The organism is Streptococcus moroccensis (assembly GCF_030812835.1).
Classification (GTDB): domain Bacteria; phylum Bacillota; class Bacilli; order Lactobacillales; family Streptococcaceae; genus Streptococcus; species Streptococcus moroccensis.
On sequence record NZ_JAUSTM010000024.1, the window covers coordinates 1 to 22,742 of the forward strand.

The 22,742-nt window shown below is 42.5% G+C and carries 20 protein-coding genes; 19 read left to right on the forward strand and 1 reads right to left on the reverse strand.

Annotation, left to right across the window (positions count from 1 at the left end; all coding sequences use genetic code 11):
* The first annotated feature begins 215 nt into the window (after positions 1 to 215).
* From J2S23_RS09500 to J2S23_RS09585, 18 genes are all read left to right on the forward strand, one after another.
* Positions 216 to 1,916 (forward strand): acetolactate synthase large subunit, encoded by a 1,701-nt coding sequence (locus tag J2S23_RS09500; RefSeq protein WP_307122490.1) that lies wholly within the window; start codon positions 216 to 218, stop codon positions 1,914 to 1,916.
* Positions 1,909 to 2,385 (forward strand): acetolactate synthase small subunit, encoded by a 477-nt coding sequence (ilvN, locus tag J2S23_RS09505; RefSeq protein ID WP_307122491.1) that lies wholly within the window; start codon positions 1,909 to 1,911, stop codon positions 2,383 to 2,385. The genes J2S23_RS09500 and ilvN overlap by 8 nt, the downstream gene beginning before the upstream one ends.
* Positions 2,386 to 2,439: 54 nt before the next feature.
* Entirely contained in the window at positions 2,440 to 3,462 is a 1,023-nt protein-coding gene (gene ilvC, locus J2S23_RS09510; protein WP_307122492.1) for a ketol-acid reductoisomerase, read from the forward strand.
* A 343-nt stretch (positions 3,463 to 3,805) separates the two neighbouring features.
* Positions 3,806 to 4,603 carry a D-alanyl-D-alanine carboxypeptidase family protein gene (locus J2S23_RS09515; protein ID WP_307122493.1) on the forward strand — a complete coding sequence of 266 codons (798 nt, stop codon included), beginning with the start codon at positions 3,806 to 3,808 and terminating at the stop codon, positions 4,601 to 4,603.
* A 59-nt stretch (positions 4,604 to 4,662) separates the two neighbouring features.
* Positions 4,663 to 5,139, forward strand: a complete 477-nt coding sequence (locus J2S23_RS09520; RefSeq protein ID WP_307122494.1) for a DUF1958 domain-containing protein — start codon at positions 4,663 to 4,665, stop codon at positions 5,137 to 5,139.
* A gap of 300 nt (positions 5,140 to 5,439) precedes the next feature.
* Positions 5,440 to 6,690, forward strand: a complete 1,251-nt coding sequence (gene ilvA, locus J2S23_RS09525; protein ID WP_307122495.1) for a threonine ammonia-lyase IlvA — start codon at positions 5,440 to 5,442, stop codon at positions 6,688 to 6,690.
* A gap of 73 nt (positions 6,691 to 6,763) precedes the next feature.
* Positions 6,764 to 7,660: an SPFH domain-containing protein gene (locus J2S23_RS09530; protein ID WP_307122496.1), complete on the forward strand. Its 897-nt coding sequence runs from the start codon at positions 6,764 to 6,766 to the stop codon at positions 7,658 to 7,660.
* 98 nt (positions 7,661 to 7,758) lie between these two features.
* Positions 7,759 to 7,968, forward strand: a complete 210-nt coding sequence (locus J2S23_RS09535; RefSeq protein ID WP_307122497.1) for a capsule biosynthesis transcriptional regulator — start codon at positions 7,759 to 7,761, stop codon at positions 7,966 to 7,968.
* 130 nt (positions 7,969 to 8,098) lie between these two features.
* The gene (locus J2S23_RS09540) at positions 8,099 to 8,935 is read left to right on the forward strand and encodes an undecaprenyl-diphosphate phosphatase (protein ID WP_307122498.1); all 837 of its coding nucleotides are present in this window, start codon (positions 8,099 to 8,101) and stop codon (positions 8,933 to 8,935) included.
* Between the two features lie 245 nt (positions 8,936 to 9,180).
* On the forward strand, positions 9,181 to 9,921 hold the full coding sequence (gene mecA / locus J2S23_RS09545; RefSeq protein ID WP_307122499.1) for an adaptor protein MecA: 741 nt from the start codon (positions 9,181 to 9,183) through the stop codon (positions 9,919 to 9,921).
* Positions 9,918 to 11,081, forward strand: a complete 1,164-nt coding sequence (locus tag J2S23_RS09550) for a glycosyltransferase family 4 protein (protein ID WP_307122500.1) — start codon at positions 9,918 to 9,920, stop codon at positions 11,079 to 11,081. Before mecA ends, J2S23_RS09550 begins: the two co-directional genes overlap by 4 nt.
* A 79-nt stretch (positions 11,082 to 11,160) precedes the next feature.
* Entirely contained in the window at positions 11,161 to 11,931 is a 771-nt protein-coding gene (sufC, locus tag J2S23_RS09555) for a Fe-S cluster assembly ATPase SufC (RefSeq protein ID WP_307122501.1), read from the forward strand.
* A gap of 42 nt (positions 11,932 to 11,973) precedes the next feature.
* Positions 11,974 to 13,236, forward strand: coding sequence for a Fe-S cluster assembly protein SufD (gene sufD / locus J2S23_RS09560; RefSeq protein WP_307122502.1), 1,263 nt, complete (start codon positions 11,974 to 11,976; stop codon positions 13,234 to 13,236).
* Between the two features lie 3 nt (positions 13,237 to 13,239).
* Complete coding sequence (locus J2S23_RS09565) at positions 13,240 to 14,469, forward strand: cysteine desulfurase (RefSeq protein WP_307122503.1); 1,230 nt, start codon at positions 13,240 to 13,242, stop codon at positions 14,467 to 14,469.
* Positions 14,456 to 14,893: a Fe-S cluster assembly sulfur transfer protein SufU gene (gene sufU / locus J2S23_RS09570; RefSeq protein WP_307122504.1), complete on the forward strand. Its 438-nt coding sequence runs from the start codon at positions 14,456 to 14,458 to the stop codon at positions 14,891 to 14,893. The genes J2S23_RS09565 and sufU overlap by 14 nt, the downstream gene beginning before the upstream one ends.
* 56 nt (positions 14,894 to 14,949) lie before the next feature.
* The gene (sufB, locus tag J2S23_RS09575) at positions 14,950 to 16,365 is read left to right on the forward strand and encodes a Fe-S cluster assembly protein SufB (RefSeq protein WP_307122505.1); all 1,416 of its coding nucleotides are present in this window, start codon (positions 14,950 to 14,952) and stop codon (positions 16,363 to 16,365) included.
* Positions 16,366 to 16,582: 217 nt separating this feature from the next.
* Positions 16,583 to 17,350 carry an ABC transporter ATP-binding protein gene (locus J2S23_RS09580; protein WP_307122506.1) on the forward strand — a complete coding sequence of 256 codons (768 nt, stop codon included), beginning with the start codon at positions 16,583 to 16,585 and terminating at the stop codon, positions 17,348 to 17,350.
* Positions 17,340 to 18,971, forward strand: a complete 1,632-nt coding sequence (locus J2S23_RS09585; RefSeq protein ID WP_307122507.1) for a hypothetical protein — start codon at positions 17,340 to 17,342, stop codon at positions 18,969 to 18,971. Before J2S23_RS09580 ends, J2S23_RS09585 begins: the two co-directional genes overlap by 11 nt.
* A gap of 131 nt (positions 18,972 to 19,102) precedes the next feature.
* Here J2S23_RS09585 and J2S23_RS09590 read toward each other — a convergent pair whose 3' ends face one another.
* A complete protein-coding gene (locus J2S23_RS09590; protein WP_307122508.1) occupies positions 19,103 to 20,425 on the reverse strand; it encodes a serine hydrolase in 1,323 nt (440 codons plus the stop codon).
* Between the two features lie 209 nt (positions 20,426 to 20,634).
* Here J2S23_RS09590 and J2S23_RS09595 point away from each other — a divergent pair, with 209 nt between their 5' ends.
* Entirely contained in the window at positions 20,635 to 22,635 is a 2,001-nt protein-coding gene (locus tag J2S23_RS09595; RefSeq protein ID WP_307122509.1) for a peptide ABC transporter substrate-binding protein, read from the forward strand.
* Positions 22,636 to 22,742 lie beyond the last annotated feature (107 nt).

Consider the following 22,742-nt stretch of genomic DNA (forward strand, 5'->3'; position numbering starts at 1 on the left):
TGTTTGTGGTGAACTACATTATATCTCTCTGAGGTGTTTTTGTATACTTTTTTCTCAACTAGAAAGTGGCTAACTCCATTTTAGAACTTTCGTTTGTATTAAAAAGCAGAAAAAATACCAGTTTTAAATAAGAAATTCTTTGCTTTTTATGAGAAACATGGTATGATATAAAGAAATCGTTTGAATTTTTAGAAAATAGATAGAACGGAGGATGCATGAAAAAAATTAAACTTGAAACCCCTAAAAAAGGATCGCAATTAGTTTTAGAAACGCTAAAATCATTAGGGATTGATATCATTTTTGGCTATCCTGGGGGAGCTGTATTACCTCTTTATGATGCTATCCACCAGTTTGAGGGCATCCGGCATATCTTATCGCGCCATGAACAAGGGTCACTCCATGAGGCAGAGGGCTACGCTAAATCAACCGGTAAAATCGGGGTTGCCTTAGTAACCTCAGGTCCAGGAGCAACCAATGCTATCACTGGGATTGCTGATGCTATGGGCGATAGTGTGCCGCTCTTAGTCTTTACAGGTCAAGTAGCAACACCTGGTATTGGGAAAGACGCCTTCCAAGAGGCGGATATTGTCGGGGTCACGATGCCAATCACCAAATACAATTACCAAGTGAGGCAGACAGAGGATATTCCAAGGATTATTACGGAAGCCATTCACATTGCAACAACGGGACGGCCTGGTCCTGTGGTTATTGATCTTCCTAAGGATATCCAAGAAATCGAAGTCGATGAGATTAACGATCCAACCCTTCATTTACCAAGTTACCAACCGACCATTACTCCTAATGGCTTACAAGTGAAAAAACTTTTGGAACAACTGGCTCACTTCAAACGTCCGCTGATTTTAGCTGGGGGAGGTGCCAATTATGCTGGTGCCTCTAAGGAGTTGGTGGCCTTTGCTGAACGGTACCAAATCCCAGTAGTGACGACTTTGTTGGGACTGGGACTCATTCCTAATGACCACCCCTTGAGTCTGGGTATGGGTGGCATGCATGGGTCTTATGCTGCCAACATGGCCTTGACAGAGGCTGATTACATCATTAATTTCGGTTCTCGATTTGATGATCGCCTGACAGGCAAGGTCTCAACCTTTGCTAAGGATGCTTTTGTAGCTCATGTGGATATCGATCCAGCAGAAATTTCTAAGATTATCAAGGCGGATATTCCTATTGTGGGAGATGCTAAGGAAGCTTTAGAGCAGTTACTTAACTTTGAAACGGTGCTTACAGATACTAGTGATTGGGTCAAAACAGTGACTTACAACAAAGAGCGCGTTAAGCCATATGCTAAAGATCCTCACTTTGTCAAACCGCAAGAGGTCATCGAGCGTATTGGAGAGCTGACCAATGGTGATGCGATTGTCGTGACTGATGTTGGGCAACATCAAATGTGGGTGGCGCAGTATTACCCATACAAAAACGAACGTCAATTAATTACCTCTGGAGGCCTAGGAACCATGGGATTTGGAATCCCGGCTGCTATTGGTGCTAAGCTCGCTAATCCAGATAAAGAGGTTATTCTCTTTGTTGGAGACGGTGGTTTCCAAATGACTAATCAAGAGATGGCTATCCTTAATGGATATGGGGTTCCCATTAAAATTGTTCTCTTGAACAATCATTCTCTGGGAATGGTGCGCCAGTGGCAAGAATCCTTCTATAATGAGAGAAGGAGTCAGTCCACATTTGATGCGGAGCCGAATTTCCAACTCCTTGCTCAGGCTTATGGTGTTAAAGCTCATCACTTTGAAAACCCAACGACAATAGCTGAGGATTTAAAGGTCGTTCTAGAGGACGTTCCCATGTTGATTGAAGTATCTATTTCAAATCGAGAACGTGTCTATCCGATGGTGCCGACTGGCAAGAGCAATCATGAAATGTTGGGGGTGGAATTCCATGCGTAGAATGCTAACCGCAAAACTTAGAAATTCAACAGGGGTTCTCAATCGCTTTACAGGTGTCCTTTCACGGCGTCAGGTCAATATTGAATCCATTTCGGTAGGGCATACGGAAGATCGCTTGATTTCCAGGGTAACTGTCATTATAGAAGTCGACACTTTAGATGATGTAGAACAAATCATCAAACAGCTTAACCGTCAGGTTGATGTGGTGAGAGTCAGAGACATCACAGACTTGCCTCATTTGGAGAGAGAGGTTATTCTTGTTAAGATTTCAGCTCCACCGGCAAAACGAGCCGAAGTGTTAGCGATTATCCAGCCTTTCAGAGCAAGTGTTGTTGATGTAGCGCCCAAGTCAATCACTATACAGATGACCGGAAATTCTGAGAAAATCGAAGCCCTCCTGCGTGTCATCACACCTTATGGCATCAAAAATGTGGCTCGAACAGGTGTTACTGGCTTTACCCGAGATTAGAACTCTCCTAACATAGTCCTTTGGACAACAGATAAAAATAGAAAAGAGATTATTATGGCAGTAGAAATGCAATACGAAAAAGACGTTCAAGTAGCAGCTCTTCAAGACAAGAAGATTGCAGTCATTGGTTATGGATCACAAGGTCATGCTCATGCTCAAAACCTTCGTGACTCTGGGAATGATGTGATTATCGGTGTTCGTGCGGGTAAATCTTTTGACAAAGCAAAAGAAGATGGCTTTGCAACCTATTCAGTTGCAGAGGCAACAAAATTAGCAGACGTCATTATGATTTTGGCACCGGATGAAATTCAAGCAGACACCTATAAAGAAGAGATTGAACCAAACTTAGAAGCAGGTAATGCACTTGGCTTTGCGCATGGTTTTAACATTCACTTTGAATTCATCAAAGCCCCTGCTGACGTTGATGTCTTTATGGTTGCCCCTAAAGGTCCAGGACACTTGGTGCGTCGGACCTACGAGGAAGGCTTTGGTGTACCAGCGCTTTATGCGGTATATCAAGATGCGACAGGAAATGCCAAGCATATTGCTATGGATTGGGCCAAAGGAGTTGGTTCTGCCCGTGTTGGTCTTTTGGAAACGACTTTCAAAGAGGAGACAGAAGAAGATCTTTTTGGGGAACAGGCTGTCCTTTGTGGAGGCTTGACAGCTCTAATCGAAGCTGGATTTGAAGTCTTAACAGAAGCAGGCTATGCACCAGAATTGGCATATTTTGAAGTTCTTCATGAGATGAAATTGATTGTGGACTTGATTTATGAAGGTGGCTTTAAGAAAATGCGCCAATCTATTTCCAATACAGCTGAATATGGAGACTATGTTTCTGGACCACGTGTGATTACCGACCAAGTTAAGGAAAACATGAAGGCTGTGCTTGGGGATATTCAATCTGGTAAGTTTGCCAATGACTTCGTTGATGACTATAAGGCTGGACGTCCTAAATTGCAGGCTTATCGCGATGCAGCTGCCGATCTTGAAATTGAAAAAGTTGGTGCAGAACTCCGTAAAGCCATGCCATTTGTTGGCCGTAACGATGATGATAACTTTAAGATTTACAACTAATGGATGGGCCTAAGGCTATGAAGAGTGTTGCTAAGAGACATCTTTATAGCGTTTAGCTACTGACTTTGTTTTCAGAAGACCTTACGGTCTTCTTTTTTTGAATGGCCAGGGTTCCCTGAAAAAGAAGTAGTAACAGCTACTCTTGTACATGACAGAAGCTCGTCGTCTTTGTTTTTTTACAATATTCATGACGGCTCACTGGGTTAAGAACCGTAATAATCATTTTTTGACAGGAGTCTGATACGTTCTGTTATGGGAAAAGGGGTTCCTTCTTCAATTAGTTGACCCTTAAAAGAAACTTGTGATACAATTTAGAAAAAATGAGAATGTAATGAGGGACTGGATGAAGCGCTTAAAAGGATTTTTCGTGGTCAGTCTAATACTAATAAGTAGCCTAGTTGGGCATTTTCAAGCTGTGTTGGCTACAGAAAAAACATCAGAAATTGATTTAGTTAAGGCCATGGGGGAGGATCTTGATGGTTCCTATCAACCTCAAGGCGGGAGCATTGTCATTGATGCAGCCACAGGTCAGGTTCTTTATGAACAGGATGCGGATAAGGTGTGGCATGTGGCAAGTTTAACCAAAATTATGACCCTTTATCTGGCTTATGAAGCTTTGGAAGCCGGAGAGATTTCAGAACAAGAGACGTTTAAGGTCACTCAAAAATATGTGGATATTTCCCAAATCTACGCTCTCAGTAATAATAAAATGGTGTTGGGGGCAGAATACACCTTTGATGACTTAGCAAAACTGATGATGATTGTTTCGTCTAACGCAGCCACCATGTTAATGGCTGATACGATAGCTGAAGATGAGAGTGCTTTTGTTGATCTGATGAATGCTAAGGCTAAAGAGCTGGGCATGACCCAGACCCAGTTTTACAATGCTTCCGGGTCAAGCAATGAACTGTTAGGTGATTATGCGCCTAAAAACCAGCCTAAAGATGGCGATAATCAGGGAACTGCTAGAGATTTTGCCTTGCTCAGTTACCATCTCTTAAAGAATTACCCCCAAGCGATAACTCATACGCGGCAATATGAGTTGACCATCAAAAAAGAGACTGATTATGAAGAAAGCTTTACAGCCCATCACCTCTCCTTAGAAGGGGGGCGACAGCCTACAAAGGAACCGATGGTCTAAAAACAGGGTCCAGTGATAGTGCTGGCTACAACTTGGTTTCCACTGCAAAGCAAAATGGCATGCGCCTAATTTCAGTTGTATTGGGTGTCGGTGACTGGCCAGATGATGACGCTGAAAAAGCACGAAACATCATCAGCAATGCCCTACACGATGCTCAATTTAAACAATACAGCTATGAGAGAGTTCTGGCAAGAGGGGTCCATACCATTAACGAAGAAACGATAGTGCTAGAAGAAGACCTCTATGCCATTGTGGAAAAAGAGACAGCACCTACCTTTATTCTTGAAGACGGTTATCTTAGTTTGGAGGGAGATGTCTCCTTTGTTTCAGAAAAGATAAAGCGCCCCATGGCTTCCTACCGGGCTTACCAAGCTCCAAAACCTCAAAGGATCTCCTTCCTAAAACAAACCTGGCAGGGGATTGCCTATCAGTGGTGGTTACTTGGAATAGGCTCTCTTATAATGTTGATTACGGGGCTTTGGTTAATCCTCGGTAGCCGGTCCATCAAAAAAGGAAAACATGGAAGGGTTAAGTAAGTTTCCTATCCTAGTTTCTGAAAAAATGGCTAATCTCATCAAAACTGCTAATATCAAATACTCCCTTTATTTTACTAGTGAAAAACAACAATCACGAGAAACGATAAAGGGAGTTTTGGTATATCTGATAACTCGACAAGACTGAAGTAAACGGTAAGTGAATGCTAGATATTTCCAGTATAGACAGGAGCAAGCTCTAAAACGTTTTCTAAGGGAGCATTTGTTGGAAATAGTCAAAAGATGAAGAAAAATTCTGAATTTTTTGCTATAATAGACATTATTTTCAAAGGAAGTGGTAGAATGATTGACGTTAATGATGTAAACCGTGCTTATCATGTATTAAAAGATGTGGTGGTACATACGCCACTAGATTATGATCGCTATTTATCAGAAAAATATGGTGCAAGGATTTACCTCAAGCGGGAGAACGCTCAAAAAGTTAGGTCTTTTAAACTGCGTGGAGCATACTATGCCATCAGCCAGTTAACTAAAGAAGAAAAAGAACGAGGAGTTGTCTGTGCTTCGGCTGGCAACCATGCTCAGGGAGTTGCCTATACCTGCAACGAAATGAAAATACCCGCAACTATATTTATGCCAGTGCCGACACCGCAACAAAAGGTCACTCAAGTTCAATTTTTTGGTGGGGATTATGTGACGATTAAGTTGGTAGGTGATACCTTTGATGAGTCTGCTAAGGCAGCGATGGTCTACACTGCTGAGCATGCCATGACGTTTATCGATCCGTTTGATGATCCTAACGTCCAAGCAGGTCAGGGGACAGTTGCCTATGAAATTATGGAAACAGCAGAACGTGAAGGCATCGTTTTTGATCAGTTAATGATTCCCATTGGTGGAGGAGGTCTGATGGCCGGTATGGCTACTTATCTCAAGTTCAAGGCTCCGCATATCAAGTTAATTGGTGTCGAGTCTAGTGGAGCTGCATCTATGGCTGCAGCCTTTGAAGCAGGAGAACCGGTTCAATTAGAAGCCATCGATAAGTTTGCGGATGGGATCGCTGTTCAAAAGGTTGGTCAAAAAACCTACCAAGTAGCTCGTCGGCTTGTCGACCAGCTCGTTACTGTACACGAAGGATTAATTTCTGAAACAGTGATCGATCTGTATTCAAAGCAAGGAATCGTCGCAGAGCCTGCTGGGGCAGCATCGATTGCGGCACTTGAAGTGCTTAAAGAAGACATTAAAGGCAAGACGATTTGCTGTGTCATTTCAGGTGGGAACAATGATATCAACCGTATGCCTGAGATGGAGGAGCGGGCTCTCATCTATGACGGGATTAAACATTACTTTGTGGTTAATTTTCCTCAACGTCCGGGAGCCTTGAGGGAATTTGTGAATGATATTTTAGGTCCTAATGACGACATCACACGTTTTGAGTATATCAAACGGGCAAATCGCGGAACTGGGCCAGTCTTGATTGGTGTTTCCTTGGGAAATAAAGAGGATTATGCCGCTCTAACGCAACGGTTGGCAGCCTTTGATCCGAGCTATATTAACTTACATGGCAATGAGACCCTTTATAGCTTACTTGTATAAATGGGTTCTTCTTGACAAGGAATTGTCCCAATGGTATAATACAGATAGAGAACATTAATAAGGAGGTAGATACATGTTCGCTTTTTTAAGATTATTTATAGTCTTAGTGATTATTTTTTTGATAGTGGCTGTCTTAGCTTCCAGTATTTATGTGGTCAAACAACAGACCGTTGCGATCATTGAACGGTTTGGGAAGTACCAACGCACTGCAACTGCAGGTATCCAGTTTAAGATGCCATTTGGGATTGATCGGATTGCTGCACGTATTCAATTGCGCGTATTACAAAGTGAAATCGTTGTGGAAACTAAGACACAGGATAACGTTTTTGTAACCCTAAACGTAGCAACTCAGTATCAGGTCAATGAGTCAAATGTCAAAGATGCGTACTATAAATTGATGCGACCAGAAGCTCAAATCAAGTCCTATATTGAGGATGCCCTACGGTCATCCGTTCCAAAATTGACCTTGGATGAGCTCTTTGAGAAAAAAGATGAGATTGCCCTTGAAGTGCAAAAGCAGGTAGCTGAGGAAATGTCCACCTACGGCTACATTATCGTTAAAACCTTGATTACGAAGGTTGAGCCAGATGCTGAAGTAAAGCAGTCTATGAATGAGATTAATGCGGCACAGCGTAAACGCGTCGCTGCTCAAGAATTAGCCAATGCAGACAAGATTAAGATTGTCACTGCTGCTGAAGCTGAGGCAGAAAAAGACCGTTTGCACGGGGTGGGTATCGCTCAACAGCGTAAAGCTATTGTAGATGGATTAGCGGATTCTATTCAAGAGCTAAAAGATTCTAATGTTAGTCTGACGGAAGAACAGATTATGTCTATTCTGTTGACCAACCAGTACCTTGATACCTTAAACACATTTGCAACGCAAGGACATCAAACCCTCTTCTTGCCGAATTCACCTAATGCCATGGATGACATCCGTTCACAGATATTGTCAGCCTTAAAAGTAAAGTAGTTTGTGAAGAATTTCCTCAAATATAAAATGTTTGATTAATCAAACAGGGTATGCTATAATGACTATCTGAAAAGTTTAATTAGAAGGAGGAATAAGACATGACTAACTATGAAAAAGTAGAAGCAGTTATCAACTGGGTCCGTGAGAAGAAATTGACTGGTTACCGCATCAGTAAAGAAACCAATGCTCGTGAAATGTCAATTATTGCTCTTGCTCAGGGACGTGCAAAGATTGATAACATCGCGTTCGCTACGGCTCTTGGGTTGATCGATTTTTACGATAAAAATCATGAGAAGTATGACAATTAATCTTTAGGAATTTAAGTCTGAGACTCTGTCTTGGACTTTTTATGTTGGCTTAAAAGAAAAGCCTTCCAGTCCTTTTGTATTTGCTCTGTTTTTGCTATAATGGGTTAATGACGATGAAGAGGAGAATAGTGTGTTTTTAGAAATTTTAAAAGCTGTTTTATATGGTATTGTTGAAGGGATTACGGAATGGTTACCGGTATCCTCAACAGGCCATTTGATTTTAGTTGAAGAATGGGTTAAGTTTCGCTCTGCAACACCTGAATTTATGGAAATGTTCAATGTTGTGATACAGCTGGGAGCGATTTTAGCGGTTATGGTCATCTATTTTGATCGCTTAAATCCCTTTAAAAGAGGGAAAACGCCTAATCAAGTAAGATTGACTTGGCAACTTTGGGCCAAGGTTGTTGTTGCCTGTATTCCAGCCATCGTTATCGGACTTCCTTTAGACGATTGGTTGGATGCCCATTTCTATAATTTACCGGTGGTGGCAACCATGTTGATTGTCTATGGGATCGTTTTTATCTGGATGGAAAACGATCGCCGTCAAGAACCTGTCGTGACTAGTCTTGCCAAGATGTCCTACAAAACCGCCTTTCAAATTGGTTTATTTCAGGTATTAGCCCTCATTCCTGGGACCAGTCGCTCTGGGGCAACCATCATCGGAGGAATGCTAATGGGAACCAGTCGCTCGGTTGCGACAGAGTTTACCTTTTACTTGGCTATCCCGGTTATGTTTGGCGCCAGCTTATTGAAAGTTTTAAAATTACTAGGTTTTGGTGTTGGAGTAACTGCTGATCAATGGGTTGTTCTGGCTGTTGCTATGATTGTCGCTTTTATAGTGTCTTTAGTGGCCATCCGCTTCTTAACAGGTTATGTGAAGAAAAACGACTTTACCATTTTTGGGAAGTATCGTATTGTTCTTGGGGTGCTCCTCTTGGTATATGCGGGGATTAAATGGTTGCTCTAATGAGCAAGTGTCTGTTTAAACCAAATGAGTTTTCAAAAACGGTAAAGCTTTTCTATCATAAAAGATTAAACAGAACAGCATTTTAGTTATAAACGTTAAGGTAGTCGCTTGACTGCCTTTTCTTTGAAAAAAGATAGATTTTTGGGTATAATGTTAGGACATATTGAAGTCCACTTTTCTATGAGGAATTTGGGTTTCACAGGATTGATGAAAATGATAAAATTGAGATAGATAGAGGTAGATTTATGGAAGTCAAACAAATTAGTGATTCGACCTTAAAAATCACAATACAACTGGATGATTTAGAAGCACGTGGGATGGAATTGTCTGATTTTCTGATGCCTCAGGAAAAAACAGAGGAATTCTTTTACAGTATTCTAGATGAATTAGAAATGCCGGAACACTTTTTACATTCGGGCATGCTGTCCTTTAGAGTAACCCCAAAGCCTGATAAGTTAGATATCTTTGTGACCAAGTCAGACATTGATCAGGAATTAGATTTTCAGGATTTAGCTGATATGGCCAATGTCGATGATATCTCTCATTTATCCCCTGATGAATTTTTTAAAACCTTGGAGAAGACCCTCAAGGACAAAAGTTCTTCTGATGAGAAAGCAGTTGCTGCCTTGGAATTACTAGAAAATCAATTGGAACAAGAAATCGAAGATGAGTTAGATGGCAGTGATAGTAATCGTTACGTCTATTTTACCTTGCGTTTTCGCGATCTCCCAGAGGCGATTACTTTTTCAAAAAATGTAGATTATCCGGTGGATACCTCTGAACTTTATAAATACAGTGGCGCCTATTATATGACAGTCTTGTTGGATTTTCTTAATGAGACCCCGCGCTACGCTAGTGCTATTCATTCGCGTATTTTAGAACATGCTGAGGACACAGGGGTGACGAGGCCCTATTTACAAGAGCATGGGTATCTCATGCTTCAAGTAGATGCTATTGATCAACTGAAAAGGATAGAGTTGGCATGATTCCGTTTGCACTTCAGTATGTCTTAGTGTTTATCGCAACCTTTTTGATAACGGTCATTCTAACGCCAATGGTTAAATTGCTGGCGGTTAAAATAGGGGCTGTAGACCATCCAAATGCTAGGCGGATTAACAAGGTTCCCATGCCTAGTGCAGGTGGGCTGGCTATTATCATAGCTTTTTCCATCGCTGTCTTGGTGTTGCTGCCCATGATTGTTAAAGTAAGAGACATTCGTGGGCATGATTTTTTGAGTTATGCTTGGCCAGTTGTCCTGAGCGGTTGGATCGTTGGTCTCACGGGTCTCATTGATGATATAGTAGAATTATCAGCCAAGTGGAAGTTGTTAGGGCAAGCCATTGCAGCTTTTATTGTTTATGCCTTTACAGACTTTCACTTTGATAAGTTCAAGATTCCCTTCGGGGGGCCGTTTATTGAGTTTTCTCCTATTGTGACCTTTGTCGTCACGGTTATCTGGATTGTTGGAATCATGAATGCTGTCAATCTGATGGATGGTTTGGACGGCTTGGTTTCAGGGGTATCCATTATCTCATTGATTACCATGGGGATTGTTTCTTACTTCTTTTTGTTTGATAGCAATCTTTTCTTGACCTTGATGATTTTTATCCTAGTGGCAGCTATTCTAGGATTCTTACCCTATAATTATAATCCGGCTATCATCTACTTGGGAGATACTGGGGCCTTATTTATCGGTTTTCTGATTGCTGTTTTTTCCCTTCAGGGATTAAAAAATGCCACTGCTGTTGCCGTGGTGACACCGATGATTATCTTAGGAGTTCCTATTACCGACACGGTTATGGCTATCATTCGGAGGACCTTGTCCAAGCAGAAATTCTATGAACCTGATAAGATGCATTTGCACCATCGGCTCCTTTCCTTGGGATTAACTCACCGAGGGACCGTGCTGATGATCTACGCGATATCCTTTATTTTTTCAAGCATTTCCCTGTTGTTTAACATCTCTAGTAGACTGGGAGGAACCTTGCTTGTCATTGCTTTGGTTTTTGGAATATGGCTTTTAGCGGAATTGACCGGCATTTTGGGTGAAAATCGAACCCCGATACTCAATCTCTTGCGCTTCATTGGAAATAGTGGCTATCGTCGGGAAGTATTAGAGAAACACAAGCAAAAATCTAAAAAGTAGAAAACAAAAGGAAAGCCTCAACAGGCTTTTTTTGATATAATACTAAGAATGAACGTTTTCACAAAGAAAGGAAAAAGAGATGTCAGTTTTAGAAATAAAAAACCTGCATGTTTCCATTGAGGAAAAAGAAATTCTTAAGGGTGTTAATATGACCCTTAAAACAGGAGAAATCGCAGCGGTGATGGGACCTAATGGAACCGGGAAGTCTACCCTATCGGCAGCGATTATGGGAAATCCTAATTTTGAAATTACAGAAGGAGAAGTTCTTTTTGATGGCGTCAATGTTCTGGAATTAGAAGTGGATGAGCGAGCTCGCATGGGGCTGTTTCTGGCCATGCAATACCCATCTGAAATTCCAGGCATTACCAATGCTGAGTTTTTGAGAGCAGCAATGAATGCTGGTAAGGAAGACAAGGACAAGATTTCAGTTATGGATTTCATCAAGAAACTGGATGAAAAGATGGAACTTCTGAACATGAAGGAAGAGATGGCTGAGCGCTACCTTAATGAAGGGTTTTCTGGTGGTGAGAAAAAACGCAATGAAATTCTACAATTGCTTATGTTAGAGCCGACCTTTGCTCTTCTTGATGAGATTGACTCAGGTCTTGATATCGATGCCCTCAAAGTAGTTTCTAAAGGAATTAATGCGATGCGAGGAGAAGGATTTGGTGCCATGATTATCACCCATTACCAGCGCCTTCTTAACTACATCACTCCTGATGTAGTGCACATCATGATGGATGGCCGTGTGGTGCTCTCTGGTGGTCCTGAATTGGCCCTCCGCCTTGAAAAAGAAGGTTATGCCAAAATTGCTGAAGAACTTGGCTTGCACTACGAAGAAGAAGTATAAGTTACCTTCTACGGCACATAGATTTCTATTAGAGGAGGCATCATGACGAGAGAAATCATTGAACATTTTTCGGCTGCACATGCTGAGCCTGCCTGGTTGGCAGCTTTGCGATTAGCAGCCTTTAACAAGATAGACGAGCTGGCTCTTCCTGTGATTGAGCGTGTGAAATTTCACCGCTGGAATTTAGGCGATGGCACCTTAGCTGAAAATGAAGCGATTGGCCATGTACCAGACTTTACAGCCTTGGGTGACAATCCTAAGCTGGTCCAAGTAGGGAGTCAGACCGTTCTTGAACAATTGCCAGCAGAGCTTGTTGAAGCTGGCGTCATTTTTACAGATTTATACAGTGCTCTAGATGAGATTCCAGAGCTGATTGAGAAATACTTTGCTAAAGCTATTCCCTTTGACGAGAATAAACTAGCTGCCTACAATAACGCTTATTTCAATGCAACTGCAGTCCTTTACGTGCCAGACAATCTGGAAATTGACGTTCCGATTGAAGGCCTTTATTACCAAGATGGAAGCAGTGCTGCCCCCTTTAACAAGCGTGTCTTGATTATTGCAGGGAAAAACAGTAAGTTCACCTACTTGGAGCGCTTTGAAACCATCAATCCTTCAGATACCAAGGTTTCAGCCAATATTGCAGTTGAGGTGATTGCCCAAGAAGGCAGCCAAGTCAAATTTGCAGCCATTGACCGTCTCGGTGAGCAAGTCACAACCTTTATGAGTCGCCGCGGCCATCTTCTGGCTGATGCGCAAATTGATTGGGCTTTAGGTGTGATGAATGAAGGCAATGTCGTGGCTGATTTTGATAGCGACTTGGTAGGTAATGGTAGCCATGCCAATCTTAAAGCGGTCGCGGTATCTTCAGGGCGTCAAGTCCAAGGAATTGATACACGAGTGACCAATTACGGTAGCCATTCCGTCGGTCATATCTTGCAACACGGAGTAATCCTTGAACGTGGAACCCTAACGTTTAACGGGATTGGCCATATCATCCGCGGAGCCAAAGGAGCAGATGCTCAACAAGAGAGCCGCGTCTTGATGCTATCGGATAAGGCGCGTTCAGATGCCAATCCGATTCTATTGATTGATGAAAATGAAGTCACAGCAGGGCATGCGGCCTCTATCGGGCAAGTAGACCCTGAAGACATGTATTACTTGATGAGTCGTGGCCTTGATCAGGCGACTGCAGAACGCTTAGTTGTGCGCGGTTTCCTAGGTGCTGTTATCACTGAAATTCCAGTTAAAGCAGTACGTGATGAGATGATTCAAGTGTTAGAAGAAAAATTATTAAAGAGATAAGCGATGACATTTAATCCAGAAAACTATCGGTGCGATTTTCCTATATTAGACCAGTTGGTCAATGATGAACCGCTGGTGTATTTGGATAATGGAGCGACGACGCAAAAATCACTTGCTGTTCTTGAGGCAATACAAGACTATTATCATAAGGATAACGCTAATGTCCATCGTGGTGTTCATACCCTAGCAGAACGAGCAACGAAACGGTATGAAGAGGCCAGAGAGAAGGCTAGAGCCTTTATCAATGCCAATTCGACTAAGGAGATCCTTTTCACCAGAGGGACAACGACTGGGCTCAATTGGGTGGCCCAGCATGCCAGAACCTTTCTAAAGCCGGGTGATGAGATCCTGATTTCGATCATGGAGCACCATGCTAACCTGATCCCTTGGCAGGAGGCTTGCCGGGCAACTGGTGCGACGCTTACCTATGTCTACCTCAAGGACGGGCAACTGGACATGTATGATCTAGCAGCCAAGATGAGTGAGAAGACTAAGGTCGTTGCCCTAGCTCATGTGTCAAATGTTCTTGGAACCATTAATCCGATCAAAGAAATAACAGCTATGGCTCATCAAGCTGGTGCACTTATGGTCCTTGATGCTGCCCAATCTGTGCCTCATATGGCGGTTGATGTCCAGGATTTGGACGTTGATTTTATGGCTTTTTCTGGACACAAGATGTATGGACCGACAGGCATCGGCGTTCTTTTTGGCAAACAACACCTCCTAGAAGAGATGGTGCCTGTTGAATTTGGGGGCGAGATGATTGACTTTGTCAGTGAACAAGAAGCCACTTGGAAAGAATTGCCCTGGAAATTTGAAGCTGGCACACCAAACATGGCTGGTGCCATCGGTCTTGGGGCAGCGATAGATTATCTAACAGCTATCGGCCTAGAACAAGTGACCGCCCATGAGCAAGAATTGATGGCTTACACCTTGCCAAAGCTTTCGGCTATTGATGGAGTGACTATATATGGGCCAGCGACGGCTAAAGATCGTGCTGGGGTCATCGCCTTTAACATAGATGGGCTCCACCCTCATGATGTGGCAACAGCCCTTGATTATGAAGGAGTCGCGGTTAGGGCCGGACATCACTGTGCCCAGCCCTTGCTTCAATACCTCGGTGTCCCTTCAACGGTCCGTGCTAGCTTTGGGCTCTATAACACCAAAGCAGATTGTGATCAGCTCATCGATGCCGTTCTCAAAACAAAGGAGTATTTCCATGGCACTCTCTAAACTAGACAGCCTTTATATGGCGGTTGTAACAGAGCATTCGCGTAATCCTCACCATAAAGGAAGTCTTGACGGAGTAGAGGTCCTTGAACTGCACAATCCAACCTGTGGCGATGTGGTGCAATTATCGGTTAAAATAGAAGAAAATCGCGTGGCAGATATTGCCTTTGATGGACATGGTTGTAGCATTTCAACAGCGTCAGCCTCAATGATGACTGATGCCGTATTGGGGAAAAGCCTCTCAGAAGTTCAAGACTTGGCTGAGCTTTTTTCCAGAATGGTCCAAGGTCAGGAACCAGAAGGGCAAGAAGAATTGGGAGAAGCGAGTTTGATGGCTGGCGTGTCCAAGTTCCCTCAACGGGTCAAATGTGCGACATTAGCTTGGAATGCGCTCAAAAAAGCCATTGAACGTCAAAATGTTCAATAATAGAGGGCTTAGAACAAATTGATGATTGAATACAGGAATGAAGAGAAAGGAAACTTATGTCTGAAAACGAAAGAGTAGAACCAACGCCGATTGATCTCGGCGAATACCAATACGGTTTCCATGACGATGTGGAGCCTCTTGTCTCAACGGGGAAAGGCCTTTCTGAGGAAGTTATCCGTGAGTTATCCGCAGTAAAAGGTGAGCCTGAGTGGATGTTAGAGTTTCGACTCAAGTCCTATGAGGCTTTTAAGAAAATGGAGCTGGAAACATGGGGCGCTGACCTATCTCAGATTGATTTTGATGAGATTATTTACTATCAAAAACCGTCAGAGAAACCAGCTCGTTCTTGGGATGATGTTCCAGAGAAGATTAAAGAAACCTTTGAGCGGATTGGGATCCCAGAAGCGGAGCGAGCTTATTTAGCAGGAGCTTCAGCTCAGTATGAATCCGAAGTGGTTTACCATAACATGAAGGAAGAGTTTGAAAAACTGGGCATCATCTTCACCGATACAGATACGGCTTTAAAAGAATACCCAGACCTTTTCAAACAGTATTTTGCCAAACTTGTCCCTCCAACGGATAATAAATTAGCAGCGCTTAATTCAGCTGTTTGGTCAGGTGGAACCTTTATCTATGTTCCTAAAGGGGTTAAATGTGACATCCCTTTGCAGACCTATTTTCGTATTAACAATGAAGGCACTGGCCAATTTGAGCGGACCATCATCATCGTTGATGAGGGAGCTAGTGTTCACTACGTCGAAGGCTGTACGGCACCGACCTATTCGACAGCAAGTTTGCACGCTGCCATTGTCGAAATTTTTGCTCACGACAGTGCCTATATGCGTTACACAACCATACAAAACTGGTCAGATAATGTCTACAACTTGGTGACTAAGCGTGCCAAAGCCATGAAAGATGCAACAGTAGAGTGGATCGATGGCAACCTAGGGGCCCACACAACGATGAAGTACCCGTCTGTCTACCTCGATGGGCCTGGGGCGCGTGGAACTATGCTGTCGATTGCCTTTGCTAACAAAGGGCAAGTCCAAGATACAGGGGCTAAGATGATTCATAATGCACCGCATACCAGTTCATCCATCGTCTCTAAGTCAATCGCTAAAGGCGGTGGCGCTGTAAACTATCGTGGACAGGTCACATTTAACCGCAATTCTAAAAAATCAGTAAGCCATATTGAGTGTGATACCATTATCATGGATGATATTTCAAAATCCGATACCATCCCATTCAATGAGATTCACAACTCACAAGTGGCCTTGGAACACGAAGCCAAAGTGTCCAAAATCTCAGAAGAACAGCTCTATTACCTCATGAGCCGAGGTCTTTCTGAAAGTGAAGCGACAGAGATGATCGTCATGGGATTCGTTGAACCCTTCACCAAAGAACTGCCGATGGAATATGCCGTAGAACTCAACCGCCTCATCGCCTATGAGATGGAGGGTTCCGTCGGATAATACAATTAGCAAACCAATCGTTAGCATACGATTGGTTGCAATTATATTCCGACGGAAGTTGGAAATAGAGAAAACTCGCTGAAAAGTGAGTTTTTTATAAAGAAAACATCTGTACCTTTAAACTAGTACATATTGACAAAGGGTTCAGGATAGACTATAATAAAACTAGAAAAAGTAGATACTCGCTAAAACAGCAAGAGTATATGGAGGTCTTGGTATGATTGAATTTCACGGCGTTACAAAGGTTTATGGGGATAAAACAGCTCTGAACCAGCTTCATTTAGCCATTGATTCTGGAGAGATTGTTGGTTTAATCGGGCATAATGGTGCAGGGAAATCAACGACCATCAAATCCTTAGTCAGTGTTATCAATCCGACCTCAGGAACGATTACAGTTGATGGCTTGGAATTGTCAGAAAACCGCTTAGATATCAAGAAACGCATCGGATATGTTGCAGACTCGCCAGACTTATTCTTGAGGATGTCGGCTGATGAGTTTTGGGATTTGATTGCCAGTTCTTATGGCCTAAGCCTAGAAGAAAAAGAAACACAGCTCAACCGTTTTATGGATCTTTTTGATTTAACTGAAAATCGTTACCAAACGATTGAATCCTTCTCACACGGGATGCGCCAAAAAGTCTTTCTTATCGGTGCTCTCTTGCCTAATCCTGATATCTGGGTCTTGGATGAGCCAATGACAGGCCTAGATCCACAGGCTGCTTTTGACCTCAAAGGCTTGATGCGTCAACATGCCGATGAAGGCAATACCGTTATTTTCTCCACGCATGTGTTAGAAGTCGCTGAACAAATCTGTGATCGTATTGCCATTTTGAAAAAAGGGGAATTGATTTACTTTGGAACCATAGCACAGCTGAAAGCCTTGCACCCTGATAAACCACTTGAAGCCATCTACTTAGGTATGGCAGGTCGCGATGCAGAAAGTGCTCCTGCAGCGCCTGTTGAGGAGGTGACACATGAGATTTAGTGTTGTTCGAAAGTTGGCTCAGCTCAACCTGATTTATTCTATGCAGGTAGCTCAAATGGATAAGTACCGCAAAAAACAAGCGGACAATCCCGGCAAGAAAATCAATGTTACACGAAAAATTTTGCTGCAATACCTTTTTGCAGGGGTCCTCTATCTCTTCATTTTTGGATCTTATAGTCTAGGAATTCCATTTGAAGAACTACCTGGGATGTTTACCCGGTTTCTGGGAATTTTCATCTTGATGACCATGCTTCAAGCCTTTTTGAGCATGTATAATGTTTTCTATGAAAGCAAGGACCTACAGTCCTATCGAAGCCTACCTGTGACGGAACTAGAGGTTTTCTTAGGAAAAGGGGCAGTTGTCCTGATTGCGTGTTTAACCTTCTTGTTGCCTTTGTTGCTCTACTTGGTACTCATTCATTTTCGGTTTGGCAATGCTTTTTGGTGGGGAATTCCTCTAGCGCTACTATCCTTTATCTTGTTGTTTACTGGCATGACCTTAGTAACTATAGTAGCGGTCCATTTCTTAACCAAAACAAATGTCTTTCGTCAGTACAAGAAATTGGCATCTGGAGCCATTATGGTTATTTCAACCATTGGTTCAGTGATCGCCATTTTGACCTTGCAAAACACATCATTGTCCTTTATGGATGGGCAAATCGTTGAGTCTGGACCTGGGTTTGCCCCACTATGGCTCTTTTATGGTTTGGCAGAGAATCCCTTGTCCATGAAAGTTGGTCTCCATCTCTTGGTTTGGCTATTAGTGTTGGCTGGTCTAGCATGGGTGGTTAAAAATCAAGTTCTACCGAACTTTTATGAGGCAGCTTTGGCAACGAGTACAGCCGTCTCTCAACGAAAAACGCCCATAAAGGTCAAACAGCAAAAAGGGCAACGAACATGGAAGCAACAACTATGGCATTATCATCTGGGGTTGATTGCTGACCCGACTATGCTCTTTACCTTTGTCATCATGACTTCGATGTTGGTCATTATGATGATGGTTCCTACTCTTATTGGAGCAAGAGACCTGTTGATGAGCATAGATTATCATATTGGGTATTTATCGATGGCTGTTTTCTTTGGTATGGCCTATGCTATCATGTCTGCTGGAGGCCTATCTGGCATCATCATTTCTCTAGATCGAGAGAACTTTAACTTCTTCAAAACGATGCCTTTTGATATGATGGGTTACTTGCGCTTCAAGTTTTGGTTTGCATTTTTGATCGAAGCAATACTTCCCACAATAGTACTTTTAGTATTGACCATCTGGTTGCAGTTGCCTTTTTATCTTTTTCTAGGGGCTTGGATAGCTTGGTTGCTGACGGCCTATAGTATGGAGACCTTCTATTTTGTGAGGGACTTCAGACTTTTGGAATTAAATTGGCAAAATGTCACCCAGCTAGCCAATCGTGGCATGGGAAATGTTGCAAAAACCATTGTTGTTCTCGTTTCTTTTGTTATTTTTATCGGCTTAATCGTCTTTGCGGCCATTATGCTGCAATCTGTTTCAATCCTAGTCAATCTCATTCTGGCAGGTACTGGCCTTATCGTGTTAATCGTCATTGCAGGGGTGTCTTATAGCCTCTCTCGGAATTATTGGCGTAAGCAGGAGTTGGGATAAGTTCCATATTTTAAGATGAGGTAAACTAACCAAAACATTTCCCATCTTTTAAAACAGTCCAATTGAAAAGCACACGGAATGCTCAAGTGAGCAACTCGGTGTGCTTTTTATAGTTGTAATTATCTAGGTGGCTACAATTCTTCATTGACCCAAGTGACAAAGTTGTTCCACCAAACCTTGTAAAAGATAGCTCGGTCAACTGTTTCTTTAGCGACCATCTCAACATGAGGGGGTTGGTCTAGGTAGCCGTCGTCCTTAAAGACTAACGTCCCAACAGGAGTGTTTTCAGCAATAGGAGCTTCTAAAGGTTTATCGGTTTCAGTGTAGGCTAATGAGGTGTTTTCAGCGCCAATTTGCTGGACCACCAAGAAATCCTTTTCAGCGACGGCTGAAACTGTCGAAAGCTTACCGTTTAAAACCTTAGAGTTACTGTTTTCGTAGGCTTCGCCTTTTTTGACCAAGGTCTTAAAATAATAAGTATCCTTAATATGCTCAAATAGACTGTATGTTGCCACAAATCGAGCATTAGGATCCTCGATACCATTGTGTGCTCCTAGAACAACAGCGACGACCCGCATGTAATTTTCCGTGCCAGAAGCGACAAGAGATGACCCTGATTTTTCAGAAGTACCGGTCATCAACCCATCGACTTTTGGCCTAGAGTAGGTAGAGCCTTGCAGTAGCAAGTTCCAGTTAGAGACAGTGGTATAGGAAAAAGGAGCAGTAATCAAGGACGTTAAGTCGGATACTTCTGGATAATCCATGAGTAACCGTTGAGCGATAATGGCTAAGGATCGGGCGGACATCATGTTTTCGTCCGTCTCTCCAGAGTTAGGGTAGCGGTTATCGCCCAGGTACTGATTGCTAAGTCCTGTCGCGTTTACAAGAGTAGCGTCCTCGATCCCCCATTCCTTAACCTTGGCAGCCATGGCATCGACAAAGCGCGGTTCTGTACCTGCTACATGCTCAGCTAGAGCAACAGTAGCTCCGTTGGAGGAGTTGACAACCATTGCTGTAAAGAGTTCTTGGAGGGTATAAGCCCGAGCGTCCAGAGGCACATTAGCTACTGCTGGGTTTAGGGAAAGTTCATAGGCATAGTTCGAGACAGAGACCACATCCTCCCAGCTCGCTTTCTGATTAGCCACAGCTTCATAGATAAGGTAAGCTGTTAGTAGCTTAGTTGTAGAGGCAATGCCGGTGACGTCTTGGCTACTTTTTTCATACAGTATTTTTCCTGTATTGGCTTCGATCACCATGGCATGATTGGCTGCGACTGAATATCCTTCAGCTGGCGTTTCTGCCTCTGGTTCTGCCACCGTTTCGGTGCTTGATTCGGAAGCGCTCTGTTCTTGGGTGACGCTGGATTCGGCTGTTTCGTTGGCATAGGCAAAACTCGGTTGATAAATCAAGGCGATCAGCAAGGTGAAAACAAGTAAAAAATGAATTTTTTTCATAGATATCTCCTCTTTCCAATTATATCATAAAATAAATTTTAGGAAGCGGATTAGTCAAGAGTGCATATTATGTATAACATGTGATTAAAAATACATTTTATAAAATAAAAAAAAATCAGAAAATTGTTTACAAAGTGTTTTTTTGATGATATAATAGCTAACATATTAAGAATTTTTTAAGGAAGTTCTAAATAAAAAGGAGATTATACATGAAAACGAAAAAATGGCTTGCCCTAGCTGGGGTTACAATTTTGTCGGTTGGTGTACTTGCTGCATGTGGTAACAATTCATCGACCTCATCTTCATCCTCATCATCTGCATCAGGTGATTCAGCAAATACGACATACTCTTATGTTTATGGTACTGATCCAGAAACATTGGATTACCTTGTAGACAACCACACAACCACTTCAGACATCGTGACTAACCTTGTCGATGGTCTTTTGGAAAACGATGAGTACGGTAACCTTGTACCATCTCTTGCAGAAGATTGGACTGTATCTGAAGATGGCTTGACCTATACATACAAACTCCGTGAAGGGGCTAAATGGTATACCGCTGATGGCGAAGAGTACGCAGATGTAACGGCACAAGACTTCGTAACAGGTGTTAAATACGCAGCTGACAAACAATCTTCAGCTCTATACATCATCCAAGAGTCTATCGAAGGATTGGATGCTTATGTTAAAGGTGAATCTGATGATTTTGATACAGTTGGTGTTAAAGCTGTAGATGATTACACAGTTGAGTACACATTGACACGTCCTGAGCCATTCTGGAATTCTAAAACAACAATGGGTATTCTCTTCCCAGTTAATGAAGAATTCTTGACAAGCCAAGGTGATGCGTTTGGAACACCAACAGACTCAACATCTATCCTTTATAACGGAGCTTACACCCTTTCAGCAATCACTGCTAAATCAGCTATTGAATTTACCAAGAACCCTAACTACTGGGATGCTGACAAGGTATCAATTGAGAGCATCAAATTAACCTATAACGATGGATCTGACCCAGAAAGTCTTATCCAAGGCTTGGAAGACGGAGCTTACACTGTTGCGACAGTTTACCCTAACTCTTCAAGCTACGCAAGCGTTAAAGAAAAATACGGAGACAATATTGTATACGGACCACAAGGGTCTTCAACATACTACGCGATGTTGAACATGGGTCGTTCTAAGTACGACCACACGTCTAAGACAACTGATGAAGAAAAACAATCAACCCTCTTAGCTCTTCAAAACAAAGACTTCCGTCAAGCGATTGCCTTTGCCTTTGATAAGACCACTTACAACGCTCACCAAAACGGTGAAGATGGTGCAACTAAAGCCCTTCGTAACATGGTTGTTCCTGCTGACTTTGTAACAGTTGGTGAAGAAGACTTTGCTGATCTTGTTGAAAAAGAAATTGTTTCTTACGGTTCTCAATGGGAAAATGTTGAGTTAGACGACGCTCAAGATGGTTTGTATAACCCTGAAAAAGCAAAAGCCCAATTCGACAAAGCCAAAGAAGCGCTTGAAGCTGAAGGTGCAACATTCCCAATCCGTATTGATATCCCTGTAAACCAAGCGGTTGAAATGCGCGTGCAACAAGCGCAATCTGTTAAGAAATCTATCGAAGATGCTCTTGGTAGCGACAACGTTCAAATTGATATTCAGTTGATGGACGAAGATGCTTACTATGCTGCGACTTACTACGCAACAAATGCATCTCAAGTAGACTACGATATTTCATTGGCTTCTGGTTGGGGTCCTGACTTCCAAGATCCATCAACTTACCTAGATATCTTTGATACATCTAAAGAAGGAACAATGACATACACTATCGGTATTGATGGTGGAACAGATAGCGAGATTGCTAAGAAAGTCGGTTTTGATACTTATTCAGAATTGTTAGCAACAGCTTCTAAAGAACAAGATCCTGCAGCACGCTACACAGCATACGCCAAAGCACAAGCTTGGTTGGTAGATGAGTCAGTTGTTATCCCTTACATCTCTAATGGTGCTCGTCCATCTGTTCGTTACACTGTACCATTCTCTGCATCTTATGCAACAGTTGGTGTTAAAGATGGAGCTTCATTCAAGTACTTGAAAGTTCAAGATGAGTTGGTTAAAACAGCTGATTACGACAAAGCCTACGAACAATGGCAAGAAGATAAGGCGGCGTCAAATGCAGAAGCTGAAAAAGCTCTTGCTGACCACGTCAAATAATCTTAAAAATCTCTAGCTCGTCTAGAGATTTTTTGATTTTCAAACAGAAGGTTAAGAATGGCTAAACATTCAGAAAATTTATCACTCGATTTATTTACTTTTAGAAT

Bases quoted from the DNA above. Each gene is read 5' to 3' on its own strand.
- J2S23_RS09500 (WP_307122490.1), top strand. From the start codon at position 216: ATGAAAAAAATTAAACTTGAAACCCCTAAAAAAGGATCGCAATTAGTT.
- ilvN (WP_307122491.1), top strand. From the start codon at position 1,909: ATGCGTAGAATGCTAACCGCAAAACTTAGAAATTCAACAGGGGTTCTC.
- ilvC (WP_307122492.1), top strand. From the start codon at position 2,440: ATGGCAGTAGAAATGCAATACGAAAAAGACGTTCAAGTAGCAGCTCTT.
- J2S23_RS09515 (WP_307122493.1), top strand. From the start codon at position 3,806: ATGAAGCGCTTAAAAGGATTTTTCGTGGTCAGTCTAATACTAATAAGT.
- J2S23_RS09520 (WP_307122494.1), top strand. From the start codon at position 4,663: ATGCGCCTAATTTCAGTTGTATTGGGTGTCGGTGACTGGCCAGATGAT.
- ilvA (WP_307122495.1), top strand. From the start codon at position 5,440: ATGATTGACGTTAATGATGTAAACCGTGCTTATCATGTATTAAAAGAT.
- J2S23_RS09530 (WP_307122496.1), top strand. From the start codon at position 6,764: ATGTTCGCTTTTTTAAGATTATTTATAGTCTTAGTGATTATTTTTTTG.
- J2S23_RS09535 (WP_307122497.1), top strand. From the start codon at position 7,759: ATGACTAACTATGAAAAAGTAGAAGCAGTTATCAACTGGGTCCGTGAG.
- mecA (WP_307122499.1), top strand. From the start codon at position 9,181: ATGGAAGTCAAACAAATTAGTGATTCGACCTTAAAAATCACAATACAA.
- J2S23_RS09550 (WP_307122500.1), top strand. From the start codon at position 9,918: ATGATTCCGTTTGCACTTCAGTATGTCTTAGTGTTTATCGCAACCTTT.
- sufC (WP_307122501.1), top strand. From the start codon at position 11,161: ATGTCAGTTTTAGAAATAAAAAACCTGCATGTTTCCATTGAGGAAAAA.
- sufD (WP_307122502.1), top strand. From the start codon at position 11,974: ATGACGAGAGAAATCATTGAACATTTTTCGGCTGCACATGCTGAGCCT.
- J2S23_RS09565 (WP_307122503.1), top strand. From the start codon at position 13,240: ATGACATTTAATCCAGAAAACTATCGGTGCGATTTTCCTATATTAGAC.
- sufU (WP_307122504.1), top strand. From the start codon at position 14,456: ATGGCACTCTCTAAACTAGACAGCCTTTATATGGCGGTTGTAACAGAG.
- sufB (WP_307122505.1), top strand. From the start codon at position 14,950: ATGTCTGAAAACGAAAGAGTAGAACCAACGCCGATTGATCTCGGCGAA.
- J2S23_RS09580 (WP_307122506.1), top strand. From the start codon at position 16,583: ATGATTGAATTTCACGGCGTTACAAAGGTTTATGGGGATAAAACAGCT.
- J2S23_RS09585 (WP_307122507.1), top strand. From the start codon at position 17,340: ATGAGATTTAGTGTTGTTCGAAAGTTGGCTCAGCTCAACCTGATTTAT.
- J2S23_RS09590 (WP_307122508.1), bottom strand. From the start codon at position 20,425: ATGAAAAAAATTCATTTTTTACTTGTTTTCACCTTGCTGATCGCCTTG.
- J2S23_RS09595 (WP_307122509.1), top strand. From the start codon at position 20,635: ATGAAAACGAAAAAATGGCTTGCCCTAGCTGGGGTTACAATTTTGTCG.